The sequence below is a fragment of the Nocardia testacea NBRC 100365 genome (genome assembly GCF_000308775.1).
GTDB classification, from domain to species: domain Bacteria; phylum Actinomycetota; class Actinomycetes; order Mycobacteriales; family Mycobacteriaceae; genus Nocardia; species Nocardia testacea.
On record NZ_BAGJ01000010.1, the window covers coordinates 1 to 23,970 of the forward strand.

The window sequence follows — 23,970 nt, forward strand, 5'->3', positions numbered from 1 at the left end:
GGAACTCCGCGGCCCGGCTCGGAATGTTCTGCATCAGGGTGTCCAGCACGGTGTTGCGGCGCGCGGTGACCCCCTCGGGGTTGGTGTAGGGGTTCAGCTTGGAGCTGGACTGCACCATTCCGGCCAGCATCGCCGACTGGGCGATGTTCAGGTCCTTGGCGTCGATGCCGAAGTAGGTCTGGGCGGCGTCCTGGATGCCGTAGGAGGAATTACCGAACGGGACCAGGTTCAGGTAGCGGGTGAGGACCTCGTCCTTGGTGAGTTCCTTGTCCAGGGTGAGCGCCATGCGGATCTCGCGGATCTTGCGCGCGGGCGTGGTCTCGATGGCGGCCCGGCGCTCGGCATCGGTCTTGGCGACCACGAGCAGGTTGAAGTTCTTGACGTACTGCTGGTCGATGGTCGAGGCGCCCTGCTGGACCTCGCCGCTGCTGGTGTTGGTCAGGAAGGCGCGGATGGTGCCCTGCCAGTCGACGCCGTGGTGGTCGGCGAAGCGCTTGTCCTCGATGGAGACGATGGCCAGCTTCATATCGTTGGAGATCTGGTCGCTGGGCACTTCGAACCGGCGCTGCTCGTAGAGCCAGGCGATGGGATTGCCGGCCGCGTCCACCATGGTGGACACGGCGGGGACGGTTCCCTCGACCAGTTCCGCGGACACGTTGTCGACGGCGTCGGCGGCGCGATTCGAGACGAATCCGAAACCTCCGGCGACCGGGAACAACAATCCGGCTACGAGCACGGAGGCGAGTACACAGCTGCCCGCCAGCTTGAGGAGCGCACGTGTGATCGGCACAGCACCAGCGTAGAGGGTCACCGTTCGGGGTTCGTGAAGTGTGGACGCCGGGTGTTGTCTTCGCTGATCAGTGTATTGAGCGGGGAGTATCGCGGAGGGCGCTTGACGTGCGTTTACGGGTCGGCGGGCGCGTGGCGCCCGTAGGGCCGCAGGCACGGACGTACCAAAAAGTCATCACTCGGTCTTGCGCAATCGGCATACCTTTACCTAGATTGAGAGCTCAGTGTGATAGAGCTAACACTCAATGTGGAATGTGGTGCACTTCGCAGCGGGGTTCGGGCTGCTGCGTAGTGGACGCGATTCCGGAGCGCCGTGACCCGGTGTTCGGACTGGCAAAGGGGCACACCAAATGCACATGACAACCCCCGTCGCTCGATTGGACGTAGAGCAGGCCGAAGCAAGGATCGCCTGGGTGGCCCAGGCCCGATGCAAGGAAGTGGATCCCGACCAACTCTTCGTACGCGGCGCCGCCCAGCGCAAGGCGGCGACGATCTGCCGGCACTGCCCGGTCCTGATGGAATGTGGAGCCGACGCTCTGGACAACAGGGTCGAGTTCGGGGTGTGGGGTGGTATGACCGAGCGTCAGCGGCGAGCGCTGCTCAAACAGCACCCCGAGGTGACCTCGTGGTCCGACTTCTTCCACGCGCAGCGCCAGCACCAGGTGGCTATGTAAATCAAATCCCTATTGGACTACCGACCGCCGGGCACTCGAGTTTTCGGGTGCCCGGCGGTTTGCCCGGTCGGGCCGGGTGAGCAGAGCCGAGGCCGAGCGGTTCAGCTGTCTGCGGCAGTCTGCTTCCCGGCCAATTGGGCCCCGACCGCCCGCAGCGCCGCCAGATCGGTCACGTCGAACGGCAGCGCGGTGACCGAGACGATGGGCACCCGCGGATGCGCGCCGGTGAACCGGTGCAGCAGGTGTTGTTCGCGCCGCGCGGTGGCTACCCGCTGCGCGTGGACGCGCAGCACCCCCGCCGAGAGCGGATCCGAATCATCGAGTCTGTCGGCGGCGGTGAGAGCGTGATCCGAGGGCAGTGAGCACAGCACCGGATGGGTCCGATTGAGGACCAGCCCGGCCAGTGGCATCTGTTCGGTGGACAGCCGGTCCACGAAGAACGACGCCTCGCGCAGCGCGTCGGGTTCCGGCGCGGCGACCACCAGGAAGTGGGTACCGGGCTTGGCCAGCATGGCGAAGGTGCGGTTGGCCCGCTCCTGGAAGCCGCCGAACAGCGATTCCAGCGATTGCAGGAAATTCGAGGCGTCCTTGAGCATCTGGCCGCCCACGATGGTCGATACGCCACGTACGGCCAGGCTCATCGCGCCCGTGACGAACCGTCCGACGCCCCGCCCCGGCGCCATGATGACCCGGATCATCCGGCCCTCCAGGAAGGTGCCCAGCCGCTTGGGGGCGTCGAGGAAGTCCAGGGCGTTGCGCGAAGGCGGGGTGTCCACGACGATCAGATCCCATTCCCGGCGTCCGGCGAGCTGGCCGAGTTTCTCCATCGCCATGTACTCCTGGGTACCGCCGAAGGAGGAGGCCACCGCCTGATAGAAGGGGTTGGCGAAAATCTGTTCGGCCTTCTCGGCCGTGGTGTGCTCCAGCACCATCTCGTCGAAGGTGCGCCGCATGTTCAACATCATGGCGTGCAATTCGCCCTTGGCCTCGGGCCCGAGTTCGACCCGCTGCGGACTGTTGTCCAGATCGGCGACACCGAGCGACTGGGCCAGCCGGCGGGCCGGGTCGATCGTGAGGACCACGACCTTGCGACCCTGTTCGGCCGCGCGCAATGCGATCGCCGCCGCCGTGGTGGTCTTTCCGACGCCGCCGGAACCGCAGCACACCACCACGCGAGCCGTCGGGTCGGCGAGGATGGTCGAGATATCGAGGGGGGCCGGACCGGCCGGTCGCGTGCTCATCGGACTCCCTGCTCGCTCAGATGGGCGGCCAGTTCGTAGAGACCGCCCAGGTCCATACCGTTGGGGAGGGCGGGCAGCAGCAGCCGGGCGACCTCCAGATCGAGGAGTTCGGCCGCGCTGGTGTCCTGGGCGCCGAGAGTGGCCGAATGCTCGACTGTCTCGGTGAGCAGGCCCGCGAAGTCGGCGGCGGACAGGGTGATCCCGGCGGACTCCAGTCCGGCGCGTACGGCATCGGCGTCGAGTTCACCGGCTGTCGCGGTCGCCCGCATCGGTGGGCTGAGCGGGCTGTGTGCGGCGCGGTTGACGATCACGCTGCCGATGCGCAGATCGTTTCCGCGCAGTTCGGCGATGGCGTCGAGGGTTTCCTGTACCGGCAGCGCCTCGAGCAGCGTCACCAGGTGGATCACCGTCTGGTCCGAATGCAGCAGTTTGGATACTCCGTCGGCCTGGGCGGCGATCGGGCCGCCCTTGGCGAGTTCGGCCATGGCCTGGGTGACATCGAGGAAGCCGGCGATCCGGCCGGTCGGCGGCGCGTCGACGACCACCTCGTCGTAGACGGAACGACCGGATCCATCGGATCGGACCACGCATTCCTTGATCTTGCCGGTGAGGATGACGTCGCGCAGGCCCGGCGCGATGGTGGTGACGAAATCTATGGCGCCCATCCGGCGCATCGCCCGGCCGGCGAAACCGAGGTTGTAGAACATATCGAGGTATTCCAGGAACGCGTGCTCGATATCGAGCGCCAGGGCCACCACTTCGCCGCCGCCGTCGGCGGTGGCGATCTTGGTTTCGGTGGGCGGCAGCGGCGGCAGGTCGAACAGCTGGGCGATCGACTGGCGGTTCTCCACCTCGACCAGCAGCACCCGCCGGCCCCCGGCGGCCAACGCCAGTGCCAGGGCCGCGGACACCGTGGACTTACCGGTGCCGCCTTTACCGGATACGTAGTGCAGGCGGGCGTTCGTCGCGCTGTCGGGCCACCCCGTCTTCAGGCCCGGTTCGGCCGATTCCGACATCGTCGTTGGTTCTGCCACGGTCGCGAGCCTATAACTCGCATCGGGCGGATGCCCGCATACTCCGATTTGCGCGGATGTGGTGTACCAGACACCGGGGCCGCCCCTCTATCGCCGGACCCGCGATCGCGGCGTGGGTCTCGCCGGCGGCACCCAGTAGGCTCCGTGCGCATGAGCGATGTGACCCAGTGGGAATACGCGACCGTGCCGCTGCTGACGCATGCGACCAAACAGATCCTGGATCAGTGGGGCGCCGACGGCTGGGAGTTGGTGACAGTGCTGCCCGGGCCGACCGGTGAGCAGCACGTCGCCTACCTCAAGCGGCCGAAGCAGTAAGCGCCATGGCGGAATCCGAAGCGAACCGGCCCGCGACCGAATGGCGGGCCAACCTCGACCGGCTCGGCCTGACGGTGCCTCCCGTGGTGGCTCCGGTGGCCGCGTACGTGCCCGCGATACGTACCGGCAACCACGTCTACACCTCCGGGCAGCTGCCGTTCGTGGCGGGTGAACTGTCGGCGGTCGGGAAGGTGGGCGCCGAGGTCTCGCTCGACGAGGCGGTGACCGCGGCCCGCTGGTGCGCGGTGAACGCGCTGGCCGCCGTGCACGATCTGGTCGGCCTCGACGAGGTCGTGCGGATCGTGAAGGTGGTCGGTTTCGTCGCCTCGGCACCGGGTTTCACCGATCAGCCGCTGGTGATCAACGGCGCTTCGGAGTTCCTCGGTGAGGTGTTCGGATCCGCGGGCGCGCACGCGCGCTCGGCGGTCGGGGTCTTCGAATTGCCGAAGAACACCCCGGTGGAGGTCGAACTCATCGCCGAGGTGCGCTGAGCGGGCCGGACGCTCCCGGTTCGGCAGTCACGCCGCGAAGCCCATAGATTCGAACGGGCGACTTTCGAATTGGAGGTGTTGTGGTGACACTCACCCATCCGGCCTACGGGCAACTGCGCGTGGTGACGCCGTCGGCGTCGGTGCTGCTCGCGAACAATCCGGGACCGATGACCCTGGACGGCACGAACACCTGGATCCTGCGATCACCGGATCGCGCGGACTGCGTGGTGGTGGACCCGGGCCCCGACGACCCGGCACATATCGCGGCGATCGCCGAGGCGACCGGCGGCGCGGTGGCGCTCACCCTGATCACCCATCGGCATCCCGACCACACCGGCGGTATCGACGAGTTGGTGCGTCTGACCGGGACACCGGTCCGGGCCATGGACCCGGAGTTCCTGCGTGGCGAGGTCGCGGCGCTGACCGACGGTGAGGTGGTCGAGGCCGCGGGTCTGCGGATCACCGTGCTGCACACTCCCGGGCATACGGCCGATTCGGTGAGTTTTCTGCTGGCGGACGCGGTCCTGAGCGGGGACACCATTCTCGGCCGCGGTACGACTGTGCTGGATCGCGACGGCACGCTGCGGGACTATCTACAGTCGATGGACCGGCTGCTCGAAGCCGCCGCGGGACGGGCCCTGTTGCCCGCGCACGGCCCGGATCATCCGGATGTGGAACCGGTGGCGCGGTACTACATCGCGCATCGGCACGAACGTCTCGCGCAGGTCCGCACGGCACTGGAAGAACTCGGTGCCGACGCGGACGCCATGGATGTGGTGCGCAAGGTGTATTCCGATGTCGACGAGAGCCTGTGGCCGGCCGCCCGCAGTTCGGTGGAATCGCAGCTCACGTATCTGCGGTCGGAGCGGGACGCGCAGAACTGAGTCGAGCGTATTCGGTAACGGGCGGCGCTCCGAGGGATGGTTTTCTCGGAGCGCCGCCCGTTATGCGTAACAGCGCCGGAAATGCCGGGCGCGCCTGATATCGGTCGGTGATGCGGGAGCAGTATCCGCCTCCGCGATCCGGTCGGACGCCCGGGCGGGTCTATCGAGCCGCCGTATCAGCGGGCCCGGCGGGCCAGCCGCTCGGAATCGGAGATCAGCACGCTCTTGCCCTCCAGCCGCAGCCAGCCGCGATGCGCGAAATCGGCGAGCGCCTTGTTGACCGTCTCACGGGAGGCGCCGACGAGCTGGGCGATCTCCTCCTGGGTCAGGTCGTGGGTCACCCGCAGCGCGCCGGCTTCCTGGGTGCCGAACCGCTGTGCGAGCTGCAGCAGCGCCTTGGCGACCCGGCCGGGGACGTCGGTGAAGATCAGATCCGCCAGGTTGTTGTTGGTGCGCCGCAACCGGCGGGCGAGCACCCGCAGCAGCTGTTCGGCGATCTCGGGACGCTGATCGATCCACGCCTTGAGCGCGTCCCGGTCCATGGTCACCGCCCGGACCTCGGTCACCGTGGTGGCGGTGGAGGTACGCGGCCCGGGATCGAAGATGGACAGCTCGCCGAACATATCCGACGGGCCCATGATGGTCAGCAGGTTCTCCCGGCCGTCCGGGGACCGGCGGCCCAGCTTCACCTTGCCGGACGTGATGATGTACAGCCGATCACCCGGTTCGCCCTCGTTGAAGATGACGTGGCCGCGAGGGAAATCCACGGGCTGCAGCTGTTTGGCGAGCGCAGCCACCGCGGTGGGCTCAACGCCTTGGAAGATGCCTGCTCTGGCGAGGGCCTCGTCCACGAATGTGCTCCTTAGGGAAATGGCTGTAGTCGTCGGGCGGACCGTGCGGTTCGGCCGACAGTGCAGTCTACGCGGCCTTATCGACGCGCAGTGACAGACACCACGTAAGGAAGGTTAACCGTGGGCGAGTCGGGGGCGATACCGCGCCCGCACGAACCGGCCCGTACGGGCGATGCCGATCAGCTCGCACGGGCGATGTCGAGGGTCTCGCGCGCCTCCTCGTTGCGATTACGGCGGCGGCGCATACGCGCGACCGCCGCCGGTAGGCCGAGCTTCGTCAGCTCGTTGACCTCGGCGTTGCTGGCCTTGTCCAGGTAGGCCTGGACTTCCTCGTCGGGCTCGAGAAGTTTGCGCAGACGGTTCTCCACCCGTTCCATGCCGAGTGCGAACAGCATCAACACCACTGGGAAGAGCACCACAGCGAGTCCTTGCATGCCGGGTAGTTAACACTGTCGAGGTCTCAGATGGAATACGGGAGTAGAACTGAGAAGACAACGTTGTCGGACGGTTCCGTATGGTGGACGGGTGCGTACCTCCCCCTCAGAAACCGTCGGAAGCGACATTTCCGGCACTGCCGAGGCGGCTGTCGTGCGTCCGGCCACCGGCGGGGCGCGCACCCGTAAATCCAGTACCCGACCGGCGGAAACACGTTTGGGTCTGGTGCGTCGCGCCCGCCGGATGAACCGGCTTCTGGCGCGTGCATTTCCCGACGCTCATTGCGAGTTGGATTTCGGTACTCCGCTGGAACTCGCGGTGGCCACGATCCTGTCCGCGCAATGCACGGATGTGCGAGTGAATATGACCACTCCGGCGCTGTTCGCCGCCTATCCCGACGCCCGGGCCTATGCCGAGGCCAACCGTGCGGAGCTGGAAGAACTCATCCGTCCCACCGGTTTCTACCGCAACAAGGCGAATTCACTCATCGGGCTCGGGCAGGCACTTCTCGAACACCATGACGGTGAATTACCTCACACGATGGCGGAACTGGTTCGTTTACCCGGCATCGGCCGGAAAACCGCCAATGTGATTCTGGGTAACGCATTCGGAATTCCGGGTATCACCGTCGATACGCATTTCGGCCGGTTGGTGCGTCGCTGGGGGTGGACGGCCGAGGAGGACCCGGTAAAAGTCGAACACGCGATCGGCGCGCTGATCGAGCGCAAGGAGTGGACGATGCTGTCGCACCGGGTGATCTTCCACGGACGCCGCGTCTGTCATTCCCGCAAACCGGCGTGCGGTGTATGCCTGCTGGCCAAGGACTGCCCCTCGTTCGGGGCCGGGCCCACCGATCCGGAAGCCGCGGCCAAGCTCGTGAAGGGACCCGAGGCGCCGCATCTGCTCGAACTGGTGGGCCGGTGAGCCGAGTACCGGTTTTCTGGAAATGGGCATTGACGGCGGTAATCGTGGCCTTGGCGGTGGCTGTCGCTTTCTGGCCGCGCGGTGGTTCGGAGAATGCCGGCCCGTCGACCGAGCCCACCCGCGCGATCGACCCCGAGCTGCGGGCCGCGTCGGGGGCCGCGCCGTGCCCCGCCGCCCCGGCCCCGGAGCAGGCGGCGGGCCCGCTGACGGATCTGGCGTTGAGCTGCCTCGCCGACGCCGCGCCGGCATACCCGGGCCGCCTCACCGACCGGCCCCTCGTGCTCAACCTGTGGGCGTACTGGTGTCAGCCCTGCCGTACCGAGCTGCCGCTTTTCCAGGAGTACGCCGACCGGGCGGGTGGCGAGGTGCAGGTGGTCACGGTGCACAGTGACCCGGACGAGGCCAAGGCGCTCGCGCTGCTCGCCGCGCTGAACGACGAGCTGCGGGCGCAGGGGCGCGCCGAGCTGCACCTGCCGGGCCTACAGGATCCCGACGCCCGGGTCCGCGCCGCCGCGAAGGCCCCGACGGCCCTGCCGATCACCGTTCTGGTCCGCCCGGACGGTTCGATCGCGGACTATGTCGCGCGCCCGTTCCGCGACGCGGACGATATCGCCGCCAGCGTGGCCGGCGCACTGGGAGTCACCGTATGAGCGAAGAACATGTGCCGCCCTGGCTGAGCGGGGCGGCCGGGCCGGGCCGGCCCGATTTCTCGGACACCCTGGGCCGGACACGGACCCTGCGGCGCGCAGTGGCGGGCAAGGTTCGCGAGGCCGCGGTGCTGGTGCTCTTCGCGGGAGATCCGGCCGGCGACCCGGACGCGCCCGGTGGGCTGCCCGCCGACGCCGAAGTCCTGCTCACCCAGCGGGCGTCCACCATGCGGCAGCACCGCGGGCAGGTGGCCTTTCCCGGTGGCGCCGTGGACCCCGGCGACGACGGTCCGGTCGACACCGCGCTGCGGGAGGCATGGGAGGAAACCGGCCTGGACCGGACCGGCGTGCAGCCGATCACCACGCTGCCCAAACTGTTCGTCCCGCCGTCGCGGTTCGACGTGACACCGGTCGTCTCCTATTGGCGGACCCCGAGCGAGGTTCGGGTGATGGACCGGGCGGAGACCGATCGGGTGGTGCGGGTACCGATGGCGGAACTCCTCGATCCGGCCAATCGGTTCCTGGTGCGCAGCGCGCTCGGGTACCGGAGTCCGGCCTTCCAGGTGGACGGAATGTTGGTCTGGGGGCTCACCGGCGGCATACTGGCCGGACTTGTGACTTCACTGGGCTGGGAATCGGAATGGGACCGAACCGACGTGCGTGATCTGGAAGAGGCCTTGGCCGCGGTGGGGATGGTGTTGTGAGCTCCTCGGCGTGGCTCGATATCGCGGTTGTCATATTGGCGCTCCTGGCCGCCTCCTCCGGGTGGCGGCAGGGCGCGGTGGCGTCCGCACTGGCTTTTCTCGGGGTCGTGCTCGGCGCGGTCGCCGGCATCCTGATCGCCCCGCACATTCTCGTGCACATCGACGAGGGCCGCAGCCGGGTACTGGCCGGTGTCCTGCTCATCGTGCTGCTGGTGATCGTCGGTGAAGTTGCCGGCATGGTGCTGGGCCGGGCGGCGCGCAGCGGGATGACCCACCCGTTCGCGCGCGGCGCCGACAGTGTGGTGGGCGCGGTGCTGCAGACCGGCGCGGTGCTGGTGACGGCCTGGCTGCTGGCCCTCCCGCTGGCGACCTCCTCGCAGCCCGCCATCGCATCGGCCATCAACAGCTCCCGCGTCCTCGCCGACGTGAACCGGGTCGCCCCGGACTGGTTGCGCCAGTTGCCCAACGAGTTCTCCAAGCTGCTCAACACCTCGGGCCTGCCGGATGTGATCGGCCCGTTCGGACGCGCGCCCATCGCCGCGGTGGAACCGCCGGATCCCAGCGTGCTGGCCAGTCCGGTGGCCGGTTCCCTGCAGCAGAGTGTGCTGCGTATCCGCGGGGTGGCGCCGAGCTGCCAGCGGGCGCTGGAAGGTTCAGGTTTCGTGGTGGCGCCGGAGCGGGTGATGACCAACGCGCACGTGGTGGCCGGAACCACCAGCGTGACGGTGGATTCCGCGGCCGGTCCGCTGGATGCCACCGTGGTCGAATTCGATCCGTCCATGGATATCGCCGTGCTGTCGGTGCCCGGGCTGGTCGCGCCGGTGATCCCGCAGGCGCCGGAACCGGCGAGCTCGGGTGAGAGCGCTATCGTGCTCGGCTATCCGGGCGGCGGCCGGTACACGGCGAGCGCGGCCCGGGTGCGCGAGACCCTGGATCTGACCGGCCCCACCATCTACCGGGACGGCACGGTGGAGCGCGAGGTGTACACCGTGCGCGGCTCGGTGCGGGCCGGGAATTCGGGTGGCCCACTGGTCGATACCGAGGGCCAGGTGCTGGGGGTGGTGTTCGGCGCCGCCGTCACCGACGACGACACCGGTTATGTGCTCACCCTCGACGAGGTCCGGGAGCGGATCGATATCGCGCCCTCGGCGAGTTCGCCGGTGGACACCGGTCCCTGCGTACTGAGCTGACAGCCGGGCCGGGCGCCCTGCCGCCGCCCGAGTTCCGGTCGCCCGGCTGCGCCGGCGTGCGATGGGCCCCGCCCGACTGCGCCCATCCGGCATGCCCGATCACGCTCCGCCGTGTGCAGGTCCCGACGGTCGCCTGCCGCGCTCATTACGCTCTGCTGTGCGTCCGGTTGCGGCCGTGCACTGCCGGGCCGCGCCTTCAGCCAGGGCTGCCCGGTCTTCGCCGGTCCGTGCCGGCGAGTAGTTTCGCGATCTCCGCGGTCACGGCGTCCGGGTTCTCCTGGTGCGCGAAATGCGCGGCGTCCCGGATGGTGACCACTCGGCGGCGCGGCGACAGTTGCGGGCCGCGGTGCACGGTGGCGGGCAGGATGTAGCGGTCGAACTCGCCGCGCAGGGAGAGCACCGGGATATCGATCGGCCGACGCATCACGGCCATGAACCGGCGGCCGTCGGCGCGCCACTGGCTGCGGAAGGCCCAGCGCCGGTATTCCAGCCCGCAGTGCGCCGCCCCGGGAATCCGGATGGCCGAACGCATCCGGTTCGCGCTGTCGGCGAATTCCGCGGTACGCGCCCAGGATCGCGCGCCGCGGTCGGCCAGGATCCGCACCGCACCGGCACCGTCGTCGCGGGTGAGCCGGTGTTCGGGGTAGCGGGGGAGCTGGTCGCGCAGGAACTCCGGTAACCACGCTCGGCGCTGGGCGTGGTCCCGCAGCACCGAACTCTTCAGGGCCGCCGGATGCGGCGAGGACACCACGGCGATCGACCGGACCAGCCGCGGGTGCAGCACCGCGGTCGCCCAGCAGACCAGGCCCCCGTCGGCATGTCCCACCAGGGTCGCGCCGGTGTGCCCGAGGGCGCGGATCAGCCCGGCGATATCACCGGCCAGGGTCCAGCCGTCGTAGCCGCGCGGCGGTTTGTCGCTGTCGCCGTAACCGCGCAGGTCGACCGCGACCACATGATTACCGAGTTCGGCCAGCGCGGTGAGCTGATGGCGCCACGACCACCAGAAGTCCGCGAACCCGTGCAGGAGGACGACCAGCGGCGCCTCCGGATGCTCCGGTCCGGCGCTCGCGATATGCAGCCGTATTCCGTTGGCGTGCACATCGCGGTGCGTCCAGGGGCCGCCGAAGCGCACGCTGGACGGGTCCGGTGGAAAGTTCGACGCCACGCCGTCCGAGCGTAGTGAACGCCGGGGCGTCGCCGTGTGCCGGTCCCGCCTACCGCTGCGTGGTCTTCGCCAGCGCGCTGGGTTCGTCGTGGCTGCCGAACCCGGAGGGCAGGACCGTGCGGGTCTGCTTGAGCGAATCGATGGTCTTCTCCGGCGCGCGCAGCTTCTTCACCTTGCGGTAGCCGAGGAACGCCAGCAGCGCGGTCACCAGGATCATGATCGCGAAGACGATCCAGAACGCGGCCCACCGGGTGAGCCAGATGTCCAGCGTCTCGGCCACGGCGAAGAAGAAGAAGAAACTGCTGAACAGCAGCACGGTCAGCGCGCCGATGAAGAAGACGCTGCCCTGCAGGCCCTTCTTGATCTCACCGGTCACCTCGGCCTTGGCCAGGGCCACCTCGGCGCGGACCAGGGTCGAGACCTGCTCGGAGGCGTCGCGGACCAGGCTGCCGAAACTGGCCGATGCGTGCGGGTCGATCTCGGACAGCGGAATCGAGGTGACCGTGCCGCCTCGTACACCGTCTCCGTTACCGCCCTGTGTGACACTCACGTGGTCGACCCTCTCCCTGTCCCGATCCTGCTCGGTCTTACTGTTCTGGTTCTAGCGCATCCGCGTCACGCCGTGCTCGGTGGACACGCCCACGCCGCAACAGTAGCGCCGAACCGGCCAGCGATGCGGCCATGGACGTCACCAGGACCGCGGCCTTGGCGAGTTCGGCGGAATCGGGATAGTCCTCCAATGCCAGTTCCGCCACCAGCAGGCTAACGGTGAACCCGATCGCGCCCAGCACCGACAGGGCGAACATGTCCCGATAACCCAGATGCGCGGGCCGTTCGGCGATTCCGGTACGGACGGCCAGCCAGCTGATCCCGAAGATGCCGGTGGTCTTGCCGATGAGCAGACCGAGGATTATCGCCAGCGACAGCCGGTCGGTGAACAGATCGCCGAAAACCTCCGCGTTGATCGGTACCCCGGCCGCGAAGAGCGCGAACAGCGGCACGCACAGCCCGGCCGAAATGGGTTGGAAGCGGTGCTCCCAGCGGGCTGCGGGGGCTTCGGCCTCACCCTCGTCCGGGCGGACCCGGGTGAGCAGACCACAGGCCACACCCGCCAGCGTCGGATGGATATGGGCTTCGTGCAGCGCATACCAGCAGACCAGGGCCAGCGGAATATAGATCAGTGCGGAGGTCCACCGTTTGTGCTGCGCGAACCACCAGCCCGCGCAACAGGCCAGTGCGACCGCCAGCCAGGTGAAAGCCAAGCCGGTCGTGAACAGTACCGCGATGAGCACGATCGCCATCAGATCGTCGACCACGGCCAGGCTCAGCAGGAAGACCCGTGCGCCGGCGGGGATCCGGGAACCGGTCATGGCCAGCACCGCGAGCGCGAACGCGATATCGGTGGCGACCGGAATCGCCCAGCCGCGGTCCATCCCGTCGACCCCGAAGCCCACCGTGAAAGCGATGATCGCCGGCGTCACCACTCCGCCGGCGGCCGCGATGATCGGGAGCGCGGCGCGTTTGAGGTCGGCGAGTTCGCCCACGACGAGTTCGCGTTTGAGTTCGAGACCGGCCACGAAGAAGAAGACCGCGAGCAGCCCGTCCTTCACCCAGTCGGCCAGGGTGAGGTCCAGGTGCAGTGGCGGGATCGCCAGATGGGTTTCGGTGAGTGTGAGATAGCTCTGGCCCCACGGCGAGTTCACCCAGAGCAACGCCACCGCGGCCGCGACGAGCAACAGTGCGCCACCGACGGTTTCGGTCCGCAGATAGCGGGCGAGTTCCAGTCGGGGATTGGTGACCACGGGGAAACCTTCCGGTCGCACGGACGTCTACCGCGCCCGCCGGGAAGAGCTTCCTTCCGCAGACGCGCGCCCATCTCGCCGACCAGACTTCCCGGCACACCTTCCGCAATTCTATTGGCGCCGCCTCCGACGCCGGGGGCCGGGGTCCGCACGACGCCGCGCACCGAGGTCCGGGCGGTCGGCCGAGAGCTGGGGCCGCCGGAGGAGATCGTGGCGCGGCAGCCGTTCCCGGGGCCGGGTCCGGGGATCCGGATCAGGTCGGAGCTCGAGCCGAACGGTAGGTCGTAACGGGTGCCGGCCCCCGCGCCTCGCCGGTCGCGGTATCGCGGGCGTCGACGGTCGCCTTCGGTGACGGGCGCCGGCCATGCGGAGAGGGCGGGAAACGCGTGTGATCCCCGTCGACCGACCGGGAAGGTTCACGGTACTGCCGGGGCGTGGCGACTGCTGTGCTGCGAACGGTCGCCGGCAGCGCCCGCGAAACGGGTCCGCCCACGCGAGCCGGCCGACGGAAGAAGGTCGCGGCTCGCGTGGGCGGGCGCCCGGAGCGGTTCCGGTCAGTCGGCCCGACCGGCTCGGATGGCCTCGAAGACCTGCGGATCGACCAGGGTGGAGGTGTCGCCGAGTTCCCGGCCCTCGGCGACATCGCGCAGCAACCGGCGCATGATCTTGCCGCTGCGGGTCTTGGGCAGTTCGGGCACCACGTGGATCTCCCGGGGGCGGGCGATCGGGCTGATCTCGCGCGCCACCTCCGCCTTGAGTTCGTCGACCATCGCGGCCCCGGTATCGGCGGCCCCGGCGGCGAGGATCACGAAAGCCACGATGCCCTGACCGGTCGTCTCGTCGCTGGCGCCGACCACCGCCGCCTCCGCCACGCCGGAGTGCCCGACCAGCGCCGATTCGACTTCGGCGGTGGAGATGCGGTGGCCGGAAACGTTCATCACATCGTCCACGCGGCCCAGGACCCAGAGGTCGCCGTTGACATCGAGTTTGGCGCCGTCGCCGGCGAAGTACCAGCCCTGGTCGGCGAAACGGTCCCAGTAGGTGGCCCGGTACCGCTCCATATCGCCCCAGATACCCCGCAGCATCGACGGCCACGGCTGGTCCAGGACCAGGTAGCCGTTGGCCTCGGTCTCCCCGCGTCGCACGGCCTTACCCTCTTCGTCGACCACCGCGGCCGAGACACCGGGCACGGGCGTCATGGCGGCGCCCGGTTTGGTCGCGGTGATACCGGGCAGCGGCGAGATCATGATGGCGCCGGTTTCGGTCTGCCACCAGGTGTCCACGATCGGGGCGGTGCCGGAGCCGATCACGTCCCGGTACCAGCGCCAGGCCTCCGGGTTGATCGGCTCGCCGACCGACCCGAGTACCCGGATGCTGGACAGATCGTGCGCGTCGGGGATCTGGCGGCCCCATTTCATGAAGGTGCGCACCAGCGTCGGCGCCGTGTAGTAGATCGTGACGCCGTACTTCTCGATGATCTGCCAGTGCCGGTGCTCGTCGGGGAAATTCGGCGTGCCCTCGTAGAGCACCTGGGTGGCGCCGTTGGCCAGCGGGCCGTAGACGATATAGCTGTGCCCGGTCACCCAGCCCACATCGGCGGTGCACCAGTACACATCGGTTTCGGGTTTGTGGTCGAAGACCACCCGGTGGGTGTAGCTGGTCTGGGTGAGGTAGCCGCCGCTGGTGTGCAGGATGCCCTTGGGTTTCCCCGTGGTCCCCGAGGTGTACAGGATGAACAGGGGATGTTCGGCGTCGAAGGCCTGCGCCTCGTGTACCGGGTCGGCCTGCGCGACCGTCTCGTGCCACCACAGGTCGCGGCCCTCGGTCCATTCGACCTCGGTGCCGACCCGGCGGACCACCAGGACGTGCTCGACGCTGGAGGGCACATCGCCCTTGGCGAGCAGTGCCTCGTCGACGGCTTCTTTCAGTGGCGCGGGATTACCGCGCCGCCACTGACCGTCGACGGTGATGACCAGCCGCGCTTCGGCGTCGTCGATCCGCTGGCGCAGTGCGGTCGGGGAGAAACCGGCGAAGACCAGCGAATGCGGCAGCCCGAGACGGGCACAGGCCAGCATGGCCACGATGGTCTCGGGGATCATCGGCATATATATCGCGACCCGGTCGCCCGCGGTCAGCCCGAGTTCGGTCAGGTAGTTGGCGGCCCGGCTCACCTCGGCGAGCAGATCGGAGTAGGTGATCGTGCGGGAATCGCCCGGCTCACCCTCCCAGTGCAGCGCGACCTTGTCGCCGCGCCCCGCCAGCACATGGCGGTCCACGCAGTTGTAGGCGACATTGAGCCGGCCGCCGACGAACCATTTCGCGACGGGTGCGTCGGTCCAGTCGAGTACCTGGTTCCACCGCTCGTGCCAGTGCAGGTGGCCGGCCTGCTCGGCCCAGAACGCTTCGCGGTCCTGCGCGGCCCGCTCGTAGATACCGGCGTCGACATTCGCCGCGGCAGCGAACTCCGCGCTCGGCGGGTAGGCGTCCGGGTGATCGGCGGTTTCGGTCATCTGAGTCACTTCCTTCGCATTACCTGCACCATAAGGGGCCAACTGTGACCCTAGACTCTGGCTCCGGGCCGCCGAGGTGATCCCGGGACGAATGGTCGCCGGTACCCGGTGAGCGGCAGGCGGCAGCCGACGAACGGCCGCCCGGCGGCGCGGTCGCCGGTACCGGAGTTCACCAACCCGGCAGGATCGCGCACCCGGCCCTATAGTCTGCTGACAACTCTGCGGGGTGCCGAGGCCGTGGTCGTGACGAGCCGGGAGGGTGTGTGAGGGGATCGTCGTGGGTGCTGCGGGCGGCCGCCCTGGTACTGGTTCTGGTCGGCGCGACGGTACTGCCGGCCTGCACGGTGACACCGGCTCTCGGTGCATCGATCGCGGTCAACGGGTCCGAACCGCAGAATCCGCTCGTCCCGTCGAACACCAACGAGAACGGCGGCGGGCGCATCGTGGACCGGTTGTTCGCCGGGCTGCGCCGCATCGCGGCGGACGGCAGCCTGCACGACGAGGTCGCCGAATCCATCGAGACCACCGATCAGCAGTTCTATCGGATCAGATTGAAACCCGGCTGGACGTTCTCCGACGGTTCCCAGGTCACCGCGCATTCGTTCGTCGACGCGTGGAACTTCGGCGCCCTGATCACCAACGCGCAGCTGCAGAGCTACACCTACGCGCCGATCGCCGGGTTCGAGGAGGTGCAGGCCGACCCGCCCCGGGCACAGACAATGTCCGGGCTGCGGGTGCTCGACGATCTCACTTTCACGGTCGCCCTGAAAGAGCCCACGATCGACTTCCGGACCCGGCTGGCCTACGCCCCGTTCTATCCGTTGCCCGCGGCCGCGTACACGGATATGGAGGCGTTCGGGCAGCGACCGATCGGTAACGGGCCCTACCGCTTCGCGGCCGCGGACGCCTGGCAGCACGATGTGAAACTGGACCTGGTGCCCAACGAGAGCTACCGGGGCGGACGTCCGGCCCGTAACAAGGGTCTGACCTTCGTGTTCTATTCGGACTTCGACGCCGCCTACGCCGACCTCCTGGCCGGCAACCTCGATGTGCTGGATACGGTGCCCTCCAGCGCGCTGACGGTGGTGGACGACGATCTGGGAGAGCGGGCGGTCTCGGCGCCGACCGCACAGAACCAGTGGATCGGCACCCAGCCCGGTCTGCCGCATTTCGGCGGTGAGGAGGGCCGGTTGCGCCGGCACGCGATCTCGATGGCCATCCAGCGGCAGGCCATCGGCGACAAGATCTTCCGCGGAACCCGCGCCCCCGCCCGCGACTACACCTCGCGGGTGCTTCCGGGCTACGACGGTGATCTGCCGGGCGCGCAGGTGCTGGACTACAACCCCGGCGAGGCGCGCCGGTTGTGGGCGAAGGCCGACGAGATCTCGCCGTGGTCCGGCCGTTTCGAGATCGCCTACAACGCCGACGGCGACCATCAGGCGTGGGTGGACGCGGTCGCCAACAGCATCAAGAACACCCTGGGTATCGAGGCCGTGGGCGCCGCCCTGCCGACGTTCAAACAACTGCGCGATCAGATCACCACGCGGACCGTCGGCAAAGCGTTCCGGTCCGGCTGGCAGGGCGACTATCCGACCATGCTGCAGTTCCTGGAGCCGGGTTTCCTGAGCAACTCCGAAACCAACGATTTCGACTATCACAACCCCGAATTCGACGCACTCGTCGCGGCCGCGGAGGCGGCGCCGACCGAGGCCGAGTCGTGGGCGCTGGTGGCCCGCGCGCAGACGCTGCTCCTGCGGGACATGCCGACCATCCCGATCTTCGACTACGTCAATTCGGCGGGGTACTCCGAGCGGGTACGCGGGGTCGCCTTCGGCTGGAACGGCCTGGCCGATTTCGAGAACCTCGAGCTGATATGACCGTCGCCCGCGAACCCTCGTACCGACCGCAGGAGAGCCCATGGCGTGGTATGTAGTGCGGCGACTGCTGCAGATGATCCCGGTGTTCTTCGGCGCGACCCTGCTCATCTACTTCCTGATCTACAAGATCTCCGGCGGCTCGGTCGCCGCACTGGCCGGTGACCGCACCCTCACACCCGCGCTGGAGGCGCAGCTGAAGGCGCGCTACCACCTCGACCGTTCCTTTCTGGTGCAGTACCTGTACTATCTGAAAGGCATCTTCACCTTCGATCTCGGCACCACGTTCTCCGGTCGCTCGGTGAAAGACGAACTGGCCCGCGCCTTTCCGATCACCCTCCGGCTGGCGGTACTGGCGCTGGTGTTCGAGGCGGTGTTCGGGATCCTGTTCGGCACACTCGCCGGGTTGCGCAGGGGCAAGCTGTTCGACTCGACCATGCTGGTGCTGAGCCTGGTGGTGATCGCGGTGCCGGTGTTCGTGCTCGGTTTCCTCGCGCAGTACCTGCTGGGCGTCGAATGGGGGATCGCGCCCGTCACCGTCGGCGCCGACGCGAACTGGGGGCGTCTTGTCGTGCCGGCGCTGGTGCTCGGCTCGCTGTCGTTCGCCTATGTCCTTCGGCTGACCCGCAACGCCGTGGCCGAGAACCGGGACGCCGACTACGTGCGCACCGCCACGGCCAAGGGCCTGCCGCGGCGCCGGGTGGTCCGGGTGCACATCCTGCGCAATTCGCTCATCCCGGTGGTGACTTTCCTCGGTGCCGATCTGGGCGCGCTGATGGGCGGCGCGATCGTCACCGAGGGCATCTTCAATATTCCGGGCGTCGGCGGCACGCTCTATCAGGCGGTCGTCCGCGGCGAGGCCCCGACGGTGGTCTCGTTCGTCACGGTCCTGATCGTGGTTTTCCTGCTCGCCAACCTGCTGGTGGACCTGTTGTACGCCGTGCTCGATCCGCGGATTCGCTATGCCTGAACAGGAGTGCGGTCATGTCCGATGAGAAGCGGGCGCGTCCGTCCCGGCCCGACCGGCAGCGCTGGGTCGCCGCGGCGGACGCGGTGACCGTCGAAACCACCGATCGTGTGCGTGTGGCGGGCGCACCGCGGGGGTTCTGGGGGCAGGCCTGGCACGGTCTGCGCCGCAATCCGCTGTTCCTGATCTCGATGGCGCTCATTGCGCTGGTCCTGGTGGTCGCGGCCTTCCCAGGGCTGTTCACCGATCAGGACCCGCGCTACTGCGTGGTCGACAACAGTCTGCTGCCGCCCAGTTCGGCACACTGGTTCGGGTTCGACCTGCAGGGCTGCGATATCTATGCCCGCACCGTCTACGGGGCGCGGGCTTCGGTTCTCGTCGGAGTCGGGGCGGCCCTGTTGTTCGTACTGATCGGCGCGACACTCGGCGCGCTGGCCGGTTACTACGGCGGGCTGCTCGATTCGGTGATATCTCGGGTCTCCGAAATCGTCTATGCCGTCCCGCTGATGCTCGCCGCCATCGTACTCATGCAGCTGTCGACCACGCGCACGGTCGGGCTGGTGATCGTCACCCTCGCCGGTTTCACCTGGCCGCAGGCGGCACGGATCGCCCGCGGCGCGGTCATCGCCGCGAAGAACAGCGAATACGTACTGGCGGCCCGGGCCCTCGGTGTCTCCCGGCTCGGCATCCTGGTCCGGCATGTGCTGCCGAACTCGCTGGGCCCGGTGATCGTGGTGACCGCGATCTGGCTCGGGGTCTTCATCGTCACCGAGGCCACCCTGTCGTTCCTGGGTGTCGGCCTGCCGCCCACCGAGGTCTCCTGGGGCGCCGATATCGCCACCGGCCAGCAGCAGTTGCGCGGCGGTTCGCTGATCCTGTTCTATCCGGCCACCGCGCTGGCGCTGACGGTGCTCGGTTTCATCATGCTCGGTGACGCACTCGGCGACGCCCTGGATCCGAAAGGCCGGGCGTCGAAGTGATCACTGCGCGCGAGCGAACTCGAGGCGGGGAGCAGATATGAGCGAGGATGCGAAGGAAGAGCGCCCGCTGCTGCGGATCCGGGATCTGCGGATCGCGTTCGGCGACGGGGCAGACCGGGTGGACGCGGTACGCGGTATCGACCTCACGGTGTACGCCGGGGAGACGGTGGCGATCGTCGGCGAGAGCGGTTCCGGTAAGTCGACCACCGCGCACGCGATCATCGGACTGCTCCCGCGCGCCGGCCGGATCGTCGGCGGCAGTATCGAATTCGACGGAACCGAACTCACCGGTGCTGCCGAATCGCGCTTGGTACAGCTGCGCGGGACGCGCATAGGATTCGTGCCGCAGGACCCGATGTCGAATCTCGATCCGGTACACAAGATCGGATTCCAGATCCGGGAAACCCTCGCGGCCAACGGTATCGCCCGGGGCCGCGCCGCCCGGGACCAGGCGGTGGAACTGCTGCGCTCCGCGGGAATATCGGATCCCGAGCAACGGGTCGACCAGTATCCGCATGAACTGTCCGGCGGCCTGCGGCAGCGTGCCCTGATCGCGATGGCGTTGTCGGGGCGGCCCGAGCTGCTGATCGCCGACGAACCCACTTCCGCCCTCGACGTCACCGTGCAGCGCCGTATTCTCGACCATATCGACAGCCTCACCGGTGAATTCGGAACCGCCCTGCTGCTCATCACGCATGATCTCGGGCTGGCCGCCGAACGCGCCGAACATCTGGTGGTGATGTACCGCGGCCGGGTGGTGGAATCGGGGCCCGCGCTGGAACTGTTGGGCGATCCGCGGCACGAGTACACCCGCAAACTGGTCGAATCGGCGCCGTCCCTGGCGTCCGCCCGGCGGCCGGAGCGAGTTCGTGAGGCCGCCGACCGGGATGCCGTTCTGGTGGCCGACCGGCTCACCAAGAAGTATCGGACCCGTGGTTCGGTGCCGTGGCGGTCCGGGGAGGCGGTTGCTGTCGAGGATGTCTCGTTCACGCTGCACCGGGGGCGCACCACCGCCCTGGTCGGCGAGTCCGGGTCCGGCAAGTCGACGGTCGCGCAGTTGGTACTCGGCCTGCTGGAACCCAGCTCCGGGTCGGTCGTCTTCGACGGTGCGGACATCGGTCGCCTGAGGGGTCGTGAGCAGACCCGGTTCCGCCGCCGGGTACAGCCGATCTTCCAGAACCCGTACGCCTCGCTGGATCCCATGTACTCGATCCATCGGTGTATCGACGAACCATTGCGAACCCATGGGCTCGGCACCCGCGCCGAACGGCAGCACCGGGTCCGTGAGCTACTGGAGCACGTCGCGCTGCCGAGCAGTGTGCTGGCCCGCTACCCCAACGAGTTGTCCGGCGGCCAGCGGCAGCGGGTGGCCATCGCGCGCGCCCTGGCCCTGGAACCGGAACTGCTGGTCTGCGACGAAGCGGTGTCGGCGCTCGACGTACTGGTCCAGCAGAACATCCTCGACCTGTTCACCCGCCTGCAGGACGAACTGGGCCTGACCTATCTGTTCATCACCCACGATCTGGCGGTGGTGCGTCAGCTCGCCGATGAAGTCCTGGTGATGCACCGGGGCCGGATCGTCGAAGCGGCACCGACCGGGGAGATCTTCGATTCGCCGGGCGCGGAGTACACTCGCCGCCTGCTGGATGCCATCCCCGGCCGCGAACTGCTCACCGGCTGAACCCGCTGCCCGCGGCGGGCGGTTCTCGCCGCGAGGCCGGCGCCCGAGCCGTAACCCGGCGGCGGTAGCGTGCTGATCCGTGACCGATCCGCTCGCGCCGCTCCTCGAACTGCCCGGTGTCCGGGCCGCTGCCGACAAGGCCCGCGACGCGCTGGCCGAGGTCCACCGGCACCGGGCGAACCGCCGCGGCTGGGCCACCACCGCCGCCGAGGCCTCGGTACGCGCCGCGCGCTCGTCGGCGGCGCTGGAAGGCGGCAGCACGGAGCTGCCGGCCGACGGTACGATTACCGACCCCATCCTGGCGGGTGCGTTGCGGGTGGGGCAGGCACTCGACGGCGACGCGCTGCGCAACCTGGTCGGCATCTGGGAACGCGCGCCGCTGCAGGCACTGGCCCGGCTACATCTGCTGGCGGCCGCCGACCTCGTCGACGACCAGAACGGATTGGGCCGCCCCCGCGCCGACGGAGGCGTCGCCGAACGCCTGGACATGCTGGCACAGACTTTGCTGACGACCTCCGCCCCCGCGCCGGTCATCGCTGCTGTGGTGCACGGTGAGCTGCTGACCCTGAAACCGTTCGGTTCGGCCGACGGACTGGTCGCGCGGGCCGCCTCCCGGCTGGTGACGGTGGCGAGTGGGCTCGATCCCCGTTCGCTCGGGGTACCCGAGGTCTTCTGGCTGCGCCGGCGGCAGGCCTACCTCGACGCGGCGGCCGGGTTCGGGTCCGGGACCGCCGAGGGTGTCGGTGGCTGGGTGCTGTTCTGCTGCGGTGCGCTCGAGGACGGCGCGCGGGAAGCGACATCGATAGCGGACGCCGCCGCCGGCTGATCGGAGCCCATGCGCTCATGCGGCACTTCTCCCGCACGTCAAAGCGGGCGGCGTGGTCGTAAGACCTCACCGCCCGCGAGCACGGACTACCCGGTTACCATGCGTGCTGGTTTGGGTTGTGTTCTCCGGCCTCGGCGTTCCTCCGGGCTCCGCAGCAGCTCATCCCCGCAGCTATGCGAGGCCATCGCCGGCAACGGACCGGATTTCGCAGGCCCACAACGCTTCTGCCCTTGTCGCGGCGAGCTCCGCGTGGGTACCTGGAGTCCGTGCTGGGAAGGGTGGGTCGGGAGACTGAGCCTTCTCTTCCGGCTCCGCCTTGGCCTTCCTTCCTTCCGTGCCTCCATTTTTACACTGTGACTGCACTCACATCAAGGGTTGGGGCAACTTCGTAGAACAAAAGGAAATCGGGGACAACTGTCGGAGCTTTATGCTATAAGTCCAGGTCGTGAGGGCGTTCATCGCCGCCGCAGGATTCGATAGGTCACTGCCCCGGCGATGAGCGCACTGGCCGCGACGGCGAGTCCGGTGGCCACGGTCTTCGACGGCGCCTGAAAGCGTGACCACAGCGAGACCGGGTTGGAGAAGACGAGTACGGGCCAGCCCCGGCTCGTGGCCTCGCGGCGCAGACCGCGGTCGGGGTTGACCGCGGTGGGGTGGCCGACCGCGGTGAGCATCGGCAGATCGGTGACCGAATCGGAATAGGCGTAACAGCGCGAGAGGTCGTACCCCTCTGCCGCGGCGAGCTTCTCGATGGCGGTGACCTTTCCTTCGCCGTAGCAGTAGAAGTCGACCGCCCCGGTGTACTTGCCGTCCACGACCTCCATTCGGGTCGCGGCGGTATGGGTGGCGCCCAGCGCTTCGGCGATCGGGGCCACCACTTCCTCCCCCGAGGCGGAGACGATCACCACATCGTGGCCGCGGATGCGGTGGTCGGCGATGAGGTCGACGGCCTCCGCGTAGATCAGCGGGTCCACCAGCTCGTGCAGCGTGTCCGCGACGATCGAGCGGATCTGGGCGGCATCCCAGCCGGCAACCATATCGGTGAGATGAGCCCGCATGCGCTCCATCTGATCGTGGTCGGCGCCGGAGAGCAGGAACATGAAGTGGGCGTAACTGCTCTGCAGTACGGTCCGGCGATTGATCAACCCCTGAGCGAAGAACGGTTTGCTGAACACATAGGTGCTCGATCTGGCTATCACCGTCTTGTCCAGATCGAAGAAGGCGGCGATGCGGCCGTTCTCGCGGTGCCGATCGCCGGGATGTGGTGTTGTTTCACCGGAGCCCGTCACCGCTCCAGGATAGGCAACAGCGCGTCGCGTGTCGTGCCCACTAGGCGTCCACATACGCGCTGACCAGTGCTTTTCCCCCCGAGTGGGAGGTGAGGGTGACCTGTGGAACTTCTTTGTCGTCGGGCTTGCGTTCCGGCCCGTTCTTGGGTGTAGTATTGCTGGCACCTGGACATGTTCCAGGCGTGTTCAGCCCGACCCCCCGGGGCTGAACCCCGACGGCCCCAGCCTCCTCCCCCCCCGGCTGGGGCCGTCCTCTATTCAGGGGGCGGTCACCGGTTCGAAAAGTTGTCCACAGCCCGCGAGTTGTCCACAATCGCCGCGGCCACCGGTTCCAGCAGGTCCGATCGGGCGACGCTGGGTCCATGGATCACAACGCGACACCCACCACCGGAGAGCCCCCCGCGGTGCTGGTGCTCATCCGGGACGAACGGTTACGCGAGGAAGTTCGCCGGGTCGCCGCCGCGGCCGGCCGGCGAATCGACGAAGCCGAGGCGCCCGCCGCCCGGCATCCCTGGTCGGCGGCACCGCTGGTAGTACTCGACACCGAGGCCGCCGTGGCGTCCGCGGGCACGGCGCCCCCGCGGCGCGGCGGAGTGGTCACCGTCACCGATGGCGAACCCGCCTTGGCCGATTGGCAGGCGGCCGCGGTGATCGGAGCCGAAGCAGTGGTCGCCCTCCCGGCCGCCGCGGTCGCGCT

At 68.4% G+C, this 23,970-nt stretch carries 23 protein-coding genes and 2 pseudogenes; 15 read left to right on the plus strand and 10 right to left on the minus strand.

The window, feature by feature from the left end; translation table 11 throughout:
• Nucleotides 1-790: transglycosylase domain-containing protein (locus ON38_RS01315; protein WP_039821681.1), on the minus strand; the 790-nt coding region annotated here is incomplete at its 3' end.
• Between the two features lie 349 nt (nucleotides 791-1,139).
• Between ON38_RS01315 and ON38_RS01320 the strand changes: the two genes are divergently transcribed.
• Nucleotides 1,140-1,463 (plus strand): WhiB family transcriptional regulator, encoded by a 324-nt coding sequence (locus ON38_RS01320; protein WP_030524217.1) that lies wholly within the window; start codon nucleotides 1,140-1,142, stop codon nucleotides 1,461-1,463.
• Between the two features lie 101 nt (nucleotides 1,464-1,564).
• Here ON38_RS01320 and bagB read toward each other — a convergent pair whose 3' ends face one another.
• Entirely contained in the window at nucleotides 1,565-2,704 is a 1,140-nt protein-coding gene (bagB, locus tag ON38_RS01325; protein ID WP_039821682.1) for an ATPase BagB, read from the minus strand.
• Complete coding sequence (gene bagA, locus ON38_RS01330) at nucleotides 2,701-3,720, minus strand: ATPase BagA (RefSeq protein ID WP_039821683.1); 1,020 nt, start codon at nucleotides 3,718-3,720, stop codon at nucleotides 2,701-2,703. The genes bagB and bagA overlap by 4 nt, the downstream gene beginning before the upstream one ends.
• A 168-nt stretch (nucleotides 3,721-3,888) precedes the next feature.
• Between bagA and sp36 the strand changes: the two genes are divergently transcribed.
• The 3 genes from sp36 (at nucleotide 3,889) to ON38_RS01340 (ending at nucleotide 5,428) form a co-directional block, all read left to right on the plus strand.
• Nucleotides 3,889-4,053 (plus strand): Sp36 family protein, encoded by a 165-nt coding sequence (gene sp36 / locus ON38_RS35490; RefSeq protein ID WP_085995322.1) that lies wholly within the window; start codon nucleotides 3,889-3,891, stop codon nucleotides 4,051-4,053.
• 5 nt (nucleotides 4,054-4,058) lie between these two features.
• Nucleotides 4,059-4,544, plus strand: coding sequence for a RidA family protein (locus ON38_RS01335; protein ID WP_039821684.1), 486 nt, complete (start codon nucleotides 4,059-4,061; stop codon nucleotides 4,542-4,544).
• Nucleotides 4,545-4,612: 68 nt separating this feature from the next.
• On the plus strand, nucleotides 4,613-5,428 hold the full coding sequence (locus ON38_RS01340) for an MBL fold metallo-hydrolase (protein WP_373281178.1): 816 nt from the start codon (nucleotides 4,613-4,615) through the stop codon (nucleotides 5,426-5,428).
• A 176-nt stretch (nucleotides 5,429-5,604) separates the two neighbouring features.
• On the opposite strand, the gene ON38_RS01345 is transcribed toward ON38_RS01340, so the two are convergent.
• Nucleotides 5,605-6,279: a Crp/Fnr family transcriptional regulator gene (locus tag ON38_RS01345; RefSeq protein ID WP_039821685.1), complete on the minus strand. Its 675-nt coding sequence runs from the start codon at nucleotides 6,277-6,279 to the stop codon at nucleotides 5,605-5,607.
• 179 nt (nucleotides 6,280-6,458) lie between these two features.
• The gene (locus tag ON38_RS01350; RefSeq protein WP_083872092.1) at nucleotides 6,459-6,698 is read right to left on the minus strand and encodes a hypothetical protein; all 240 of its coding nucleotides are present in this window, start codon (nucleotides 6,696-6,698) and stop codon (nucleotides 6,459-6,461) included.
• Between the two features lie 169 nt (nucleotides 6,699-6,867).
• Between ON38_RS01350 and nth the strand changes: the two genes are divergently transcribed.
• The 4 genes from nth to ON38_RS01370 are packed head-to-tail and all read left to right on the plus strand — an operon-like array spanning nucleotide 6,868 to nucleotide 10,179.
• Nucleotides 6,868-7,638 carry an endonuclease III gene (gene nth, locus ON38_RS01355; protein WP_039821689.1) on the plus strand — a complete coding sequence of 257 codons (771 nt, stop codon included), beginning with the start codon at nucleotides 6,868-6,870 and terminating at the stop codon, nucleotides 7,636-7,638.
• Nucleotides 7,635-8,288, plus strand: a complete 654-nt coding sequence (locus ON38_RS01360) for a TlpA family protein disulfide reductase (protein ID WP_051164251.1) — start codon at nucleotides 7,635-7,637, stop codon at nucleotides 8,286-8,288. Before nth ends, ON38_RS01360 begins: the two co-directional genes overlap by 4 nt.
• Nucleotides 8,285-8,989 (plus strand): NUDIX hydrolase, encoded by a 705-nt coding sequence (locus tag ON38_RS01365; protein ID WP_039821693.1) that lies wholly within the window; start codon nucleotides 8,285-8,287, stop codon nucleotides 8,987-8,989. Before ON38_RS01360 ends, ON38_RS01365 begins: the two co-directional genes overlap by 4 nt.
• Nucleotides 8,986-10,179, plus strand: a complete 1,194-nt coding sequence (locus ON38_RS01370) for a MarP family serine protease (protein WP_039821694.1) — start codon at nucleotides 8,986-8,988, stop codon at nucleotides 10,177-10,179. The genes ON38_RS01365 and ON38_RS01370 overlap by 4 nt, the downstream gene beginning before the upstream one ends.
• Nucleotides 10,180-10,375: 196 nt before the next feature.
• Here the strand turns inward: ON38_RS01370 and ON38_RS01375 are convergent, their stop codons facing one another.
• Genes ON38_RS01375 through nhaA form a run of 3 tightly spaced genes read right to left on the minus strand, consistent with a single transcriptional unit; the run spans nucleotide 10,376 to nucleotide 13,146 of the window.
• Nucleotides 10,376-11,344 (minus strand): alpha/beta fold hydrolase, encoded by a 969-nt coding sequence (locus tag ON38_RS01375; protein WP_051164252.1) that lies wholly within the window; start codon nucleotides 11,342-11,344, stop codon nucleotides 10,376-10,378.
• Nucleotides 11,345-11,393: 49 nt separating this feature from the next.
• On the minus strand, nucleotides 11,394-11,894 hold the full coding sequence (locus ON38_RS01380; protein ID WP_039821695.1) for a phage holin family protein: 501 nt from the start codon (nucleotides 11,892-11,894) through the stop codon (nucleotides 11,394-11,396).
• A gap of 37 nt (nucleotides 11,895-11,931) precedes the next feature.
• Complete coding sequence (gene nhaA, locus ON38_RS01385) at nucleotides 11,932-13,146, minus strand: Na+/H+ antiporter NhaA (protein ID WP_039821696.1); 1,215 nt, start codon at nucleotides 13,144-13,146, stop codon at nucleotides 11,932-11,934.
• 159 nt (nucleotides 13,147-13,305) lie between these two features.
• Between nhaA and ON38_RS37310 the strand changes: the two are divergent.
• Nucleotides 13,306-13,413 (plus strand): annotated as a pseudogene (locus tag ON38_RS37310) (hypothetical protein); the annotation flags it as partial.
• Nucleotides 13,414-13,700: 287 nt separating this feature from the next.
• Here ON38_RS37310 and acs read toward each other — a convergent pair.
• On the minus strand, nucleotides 13,701-15,656 hold the full coding sequence (acs, locus tag ON38_RS01390; protein WP_083872094.1) for an acetate--CoA ligase: 1,956 nt from the start codon (nucleotides 15,654-15,656) through the stop codon (nucleotides 13,701-13,703).
• A gap of 311 nt (nucleotides 15,657-15,967) precedes the next feature.
• Here acs and ON38_RS01395 point away from each other — a divergent pair, with 311 nt between their 5' ends.
• The 5 genes from ON38_RS01395 (at nucleotide 15,968) to ON38_RS01415 (ending at nucleotide 21,984) form a co-directional block, all read left to right on the plus strand.
• Entirely contained in the window at nucleotides 15,968-17,533 is a 1,566-nt protein-coding gene (locus ON38_RS01395; protein ID WP_444543705.1) for a peptide ABC transporter substrate-binding protein, read from the plus strand.
• Between the two features lie 40 nt (nucleotides 17,534-17,573).
• Nucleotides 17,574-18,500, plus strand: a complete 927-nt coding sequence (locus tag ON38_RS01400; RefSeq protein WP_039821699.1) for an ABC transporter permease — start codon at nucleotides 17,574-17,576, stop codon at nucleotides 18,498-18,500.
• A gap of 14 nt (nucleotides 18,501-18,514) precedes the next feature.
• Nucleotides 18,515-19,477 carry an ABC transporter permease gene (locus tag ON38_RS01405; protein ID WP_039821700.1) on the plus strand — a complete coding sequence of 321 codons (963 nt, stop codon included), beginning with the start codon at nucleotides 18,515-18,517 and terminating at the stop codon, nucleotides 19,475-19,477.
• 37 nt (nucleotides 19,478-19,514) lie between these two features.
• Nucleotides 19,515-21,158 (plus strand): dipeptide ABC transporter ATP-binding protein, encoded by a 1,644-nt coding sequence (locus ON38_RS01410; protein ID WP_039821702.1) that lies wholly within the window; start codon nucleotides 19,515-19,517, stop codon nucleotides 21,156-21,158.
• Between the two features lie 79 nt (nucleotides 21,159-21,237).
• Nucleotides 21,238-21,984: a Fic family protein gene (locus tag ON38_RS01415; RefSeq protein ID WP_039821704.1), complete on the plus strand. Its 747-nt coding sequence runs from the start codon at nucleotides 21,238-21,240 to the stop codon at nucleotides 21,982-21,984.
• Nucleotides 21,985-22,439: 455 nt separating this feature from the next.
• Here the strand turns inward: ON38_RS01415 and ON38_RS01420 are convergent, their stop codons facing one another.
• Entirely contained in the window at nucleotides 22,440-23,327 is an 888-nt protein-coding gene (locus ON38_RS01420; protein WP_083872095.1) for an HAD family hydrolase, read from the minus strand.
• A 308-nt stretch (nucleotides 23,328-23,635) separates the two neighbouring features.
• Between ON38_RS01420 and ON38_RS01425 the strand changes: the two are divergent.
• Nucleotides 23,636-23,970 (plus strand): annotated as a pseudogene (locus ON38_RS01425) (septum site-determining protein Ssd); the annotation flags it as partial.

What these genes read in the sequence shown, in the direction of transcription:
- ON38_RS01335 (WP_039821684.1), top strand. Translation starts at nt 4,059, where the DNA reads ATGGCGGAATCCGAAGCGAACCGGCCCGCGACCGAATGGCGGGCCAAC.
- ON38_RS01365 (WP_039821693.1), top strand. Translation starts at nt 8,285, where the DNA reads ATGAGCGAAGAACATGTGCCGCCCTGGCTGAGCGGGGCGGCCGGGCCG.
- ON38_RS01320 (WP_030524217.1), top strand. Translation starts at nt 1,140, where the DNA reads ATGCACATGACAACCCCCGTCGCTCGATTGGACGTAGAGCAGGCCGAA.
- sp36 (WP_085995322.1), top strand. Translation starts at nt 3,889, where the DNA reads ATGAGCGATGTGACCCAGTGGGAATACGCGACCGTGCCGCTGCTGACG.
- acs (WP_083872094.1), bottom strand. Translation starts at nt 15,656, where the DNA reads ATGACCGAAACCGCCGATCACCCGGACGCCTACCCGCCGAGCGCGGAG.
- ON38_RS01410 (WP_039821702.1), top strand. Translation starts at nt 19,515, where the DNA reads ATGAGCGAGGATGCGAAGGAAGAGCGCCCGCTGCTGCGGATCCGGGAT.
- ON38_RS01400 (WP_039821699.1), top strand. Translation starts at nt 17,574, where the DNA reads ATGGCGTGGTATGTAGTGCGGCGACTGCTGCAGATGATCCCGGTGTTC.
- bagB (WP_039821682.1), bottom strand. Translation starts at nt 2,704, where the DNA reads ATGAGCACGCGACCGGCCGGTCCGGCCCCCCTCGATATCTCGACCATC.
- bagA (WP_039821683.1), bottom strand. Translation starts at nt 3,720, where the DNA reads ATGTCGGAATCGGCCGAACCGGGCCTGAAGACGGGGTGGCCCGACAGC.
- ON38_RS01405 (WP_039821700.1), top strand. Translation starts at nt 18,515, where the DNA reads ATGTCCGATGAGAAGCGGGCGCGTCCGTCCCGGCCCGACCGGCAGCGC.
- ON38_RS01420 (WP_083872095.1), bottom strand. Translation starts at nt 23,327, where the DNA reads ATGTGGACGCCTAGTGGGCACGACACGCGACGCGCTGTTGCCTATCCT.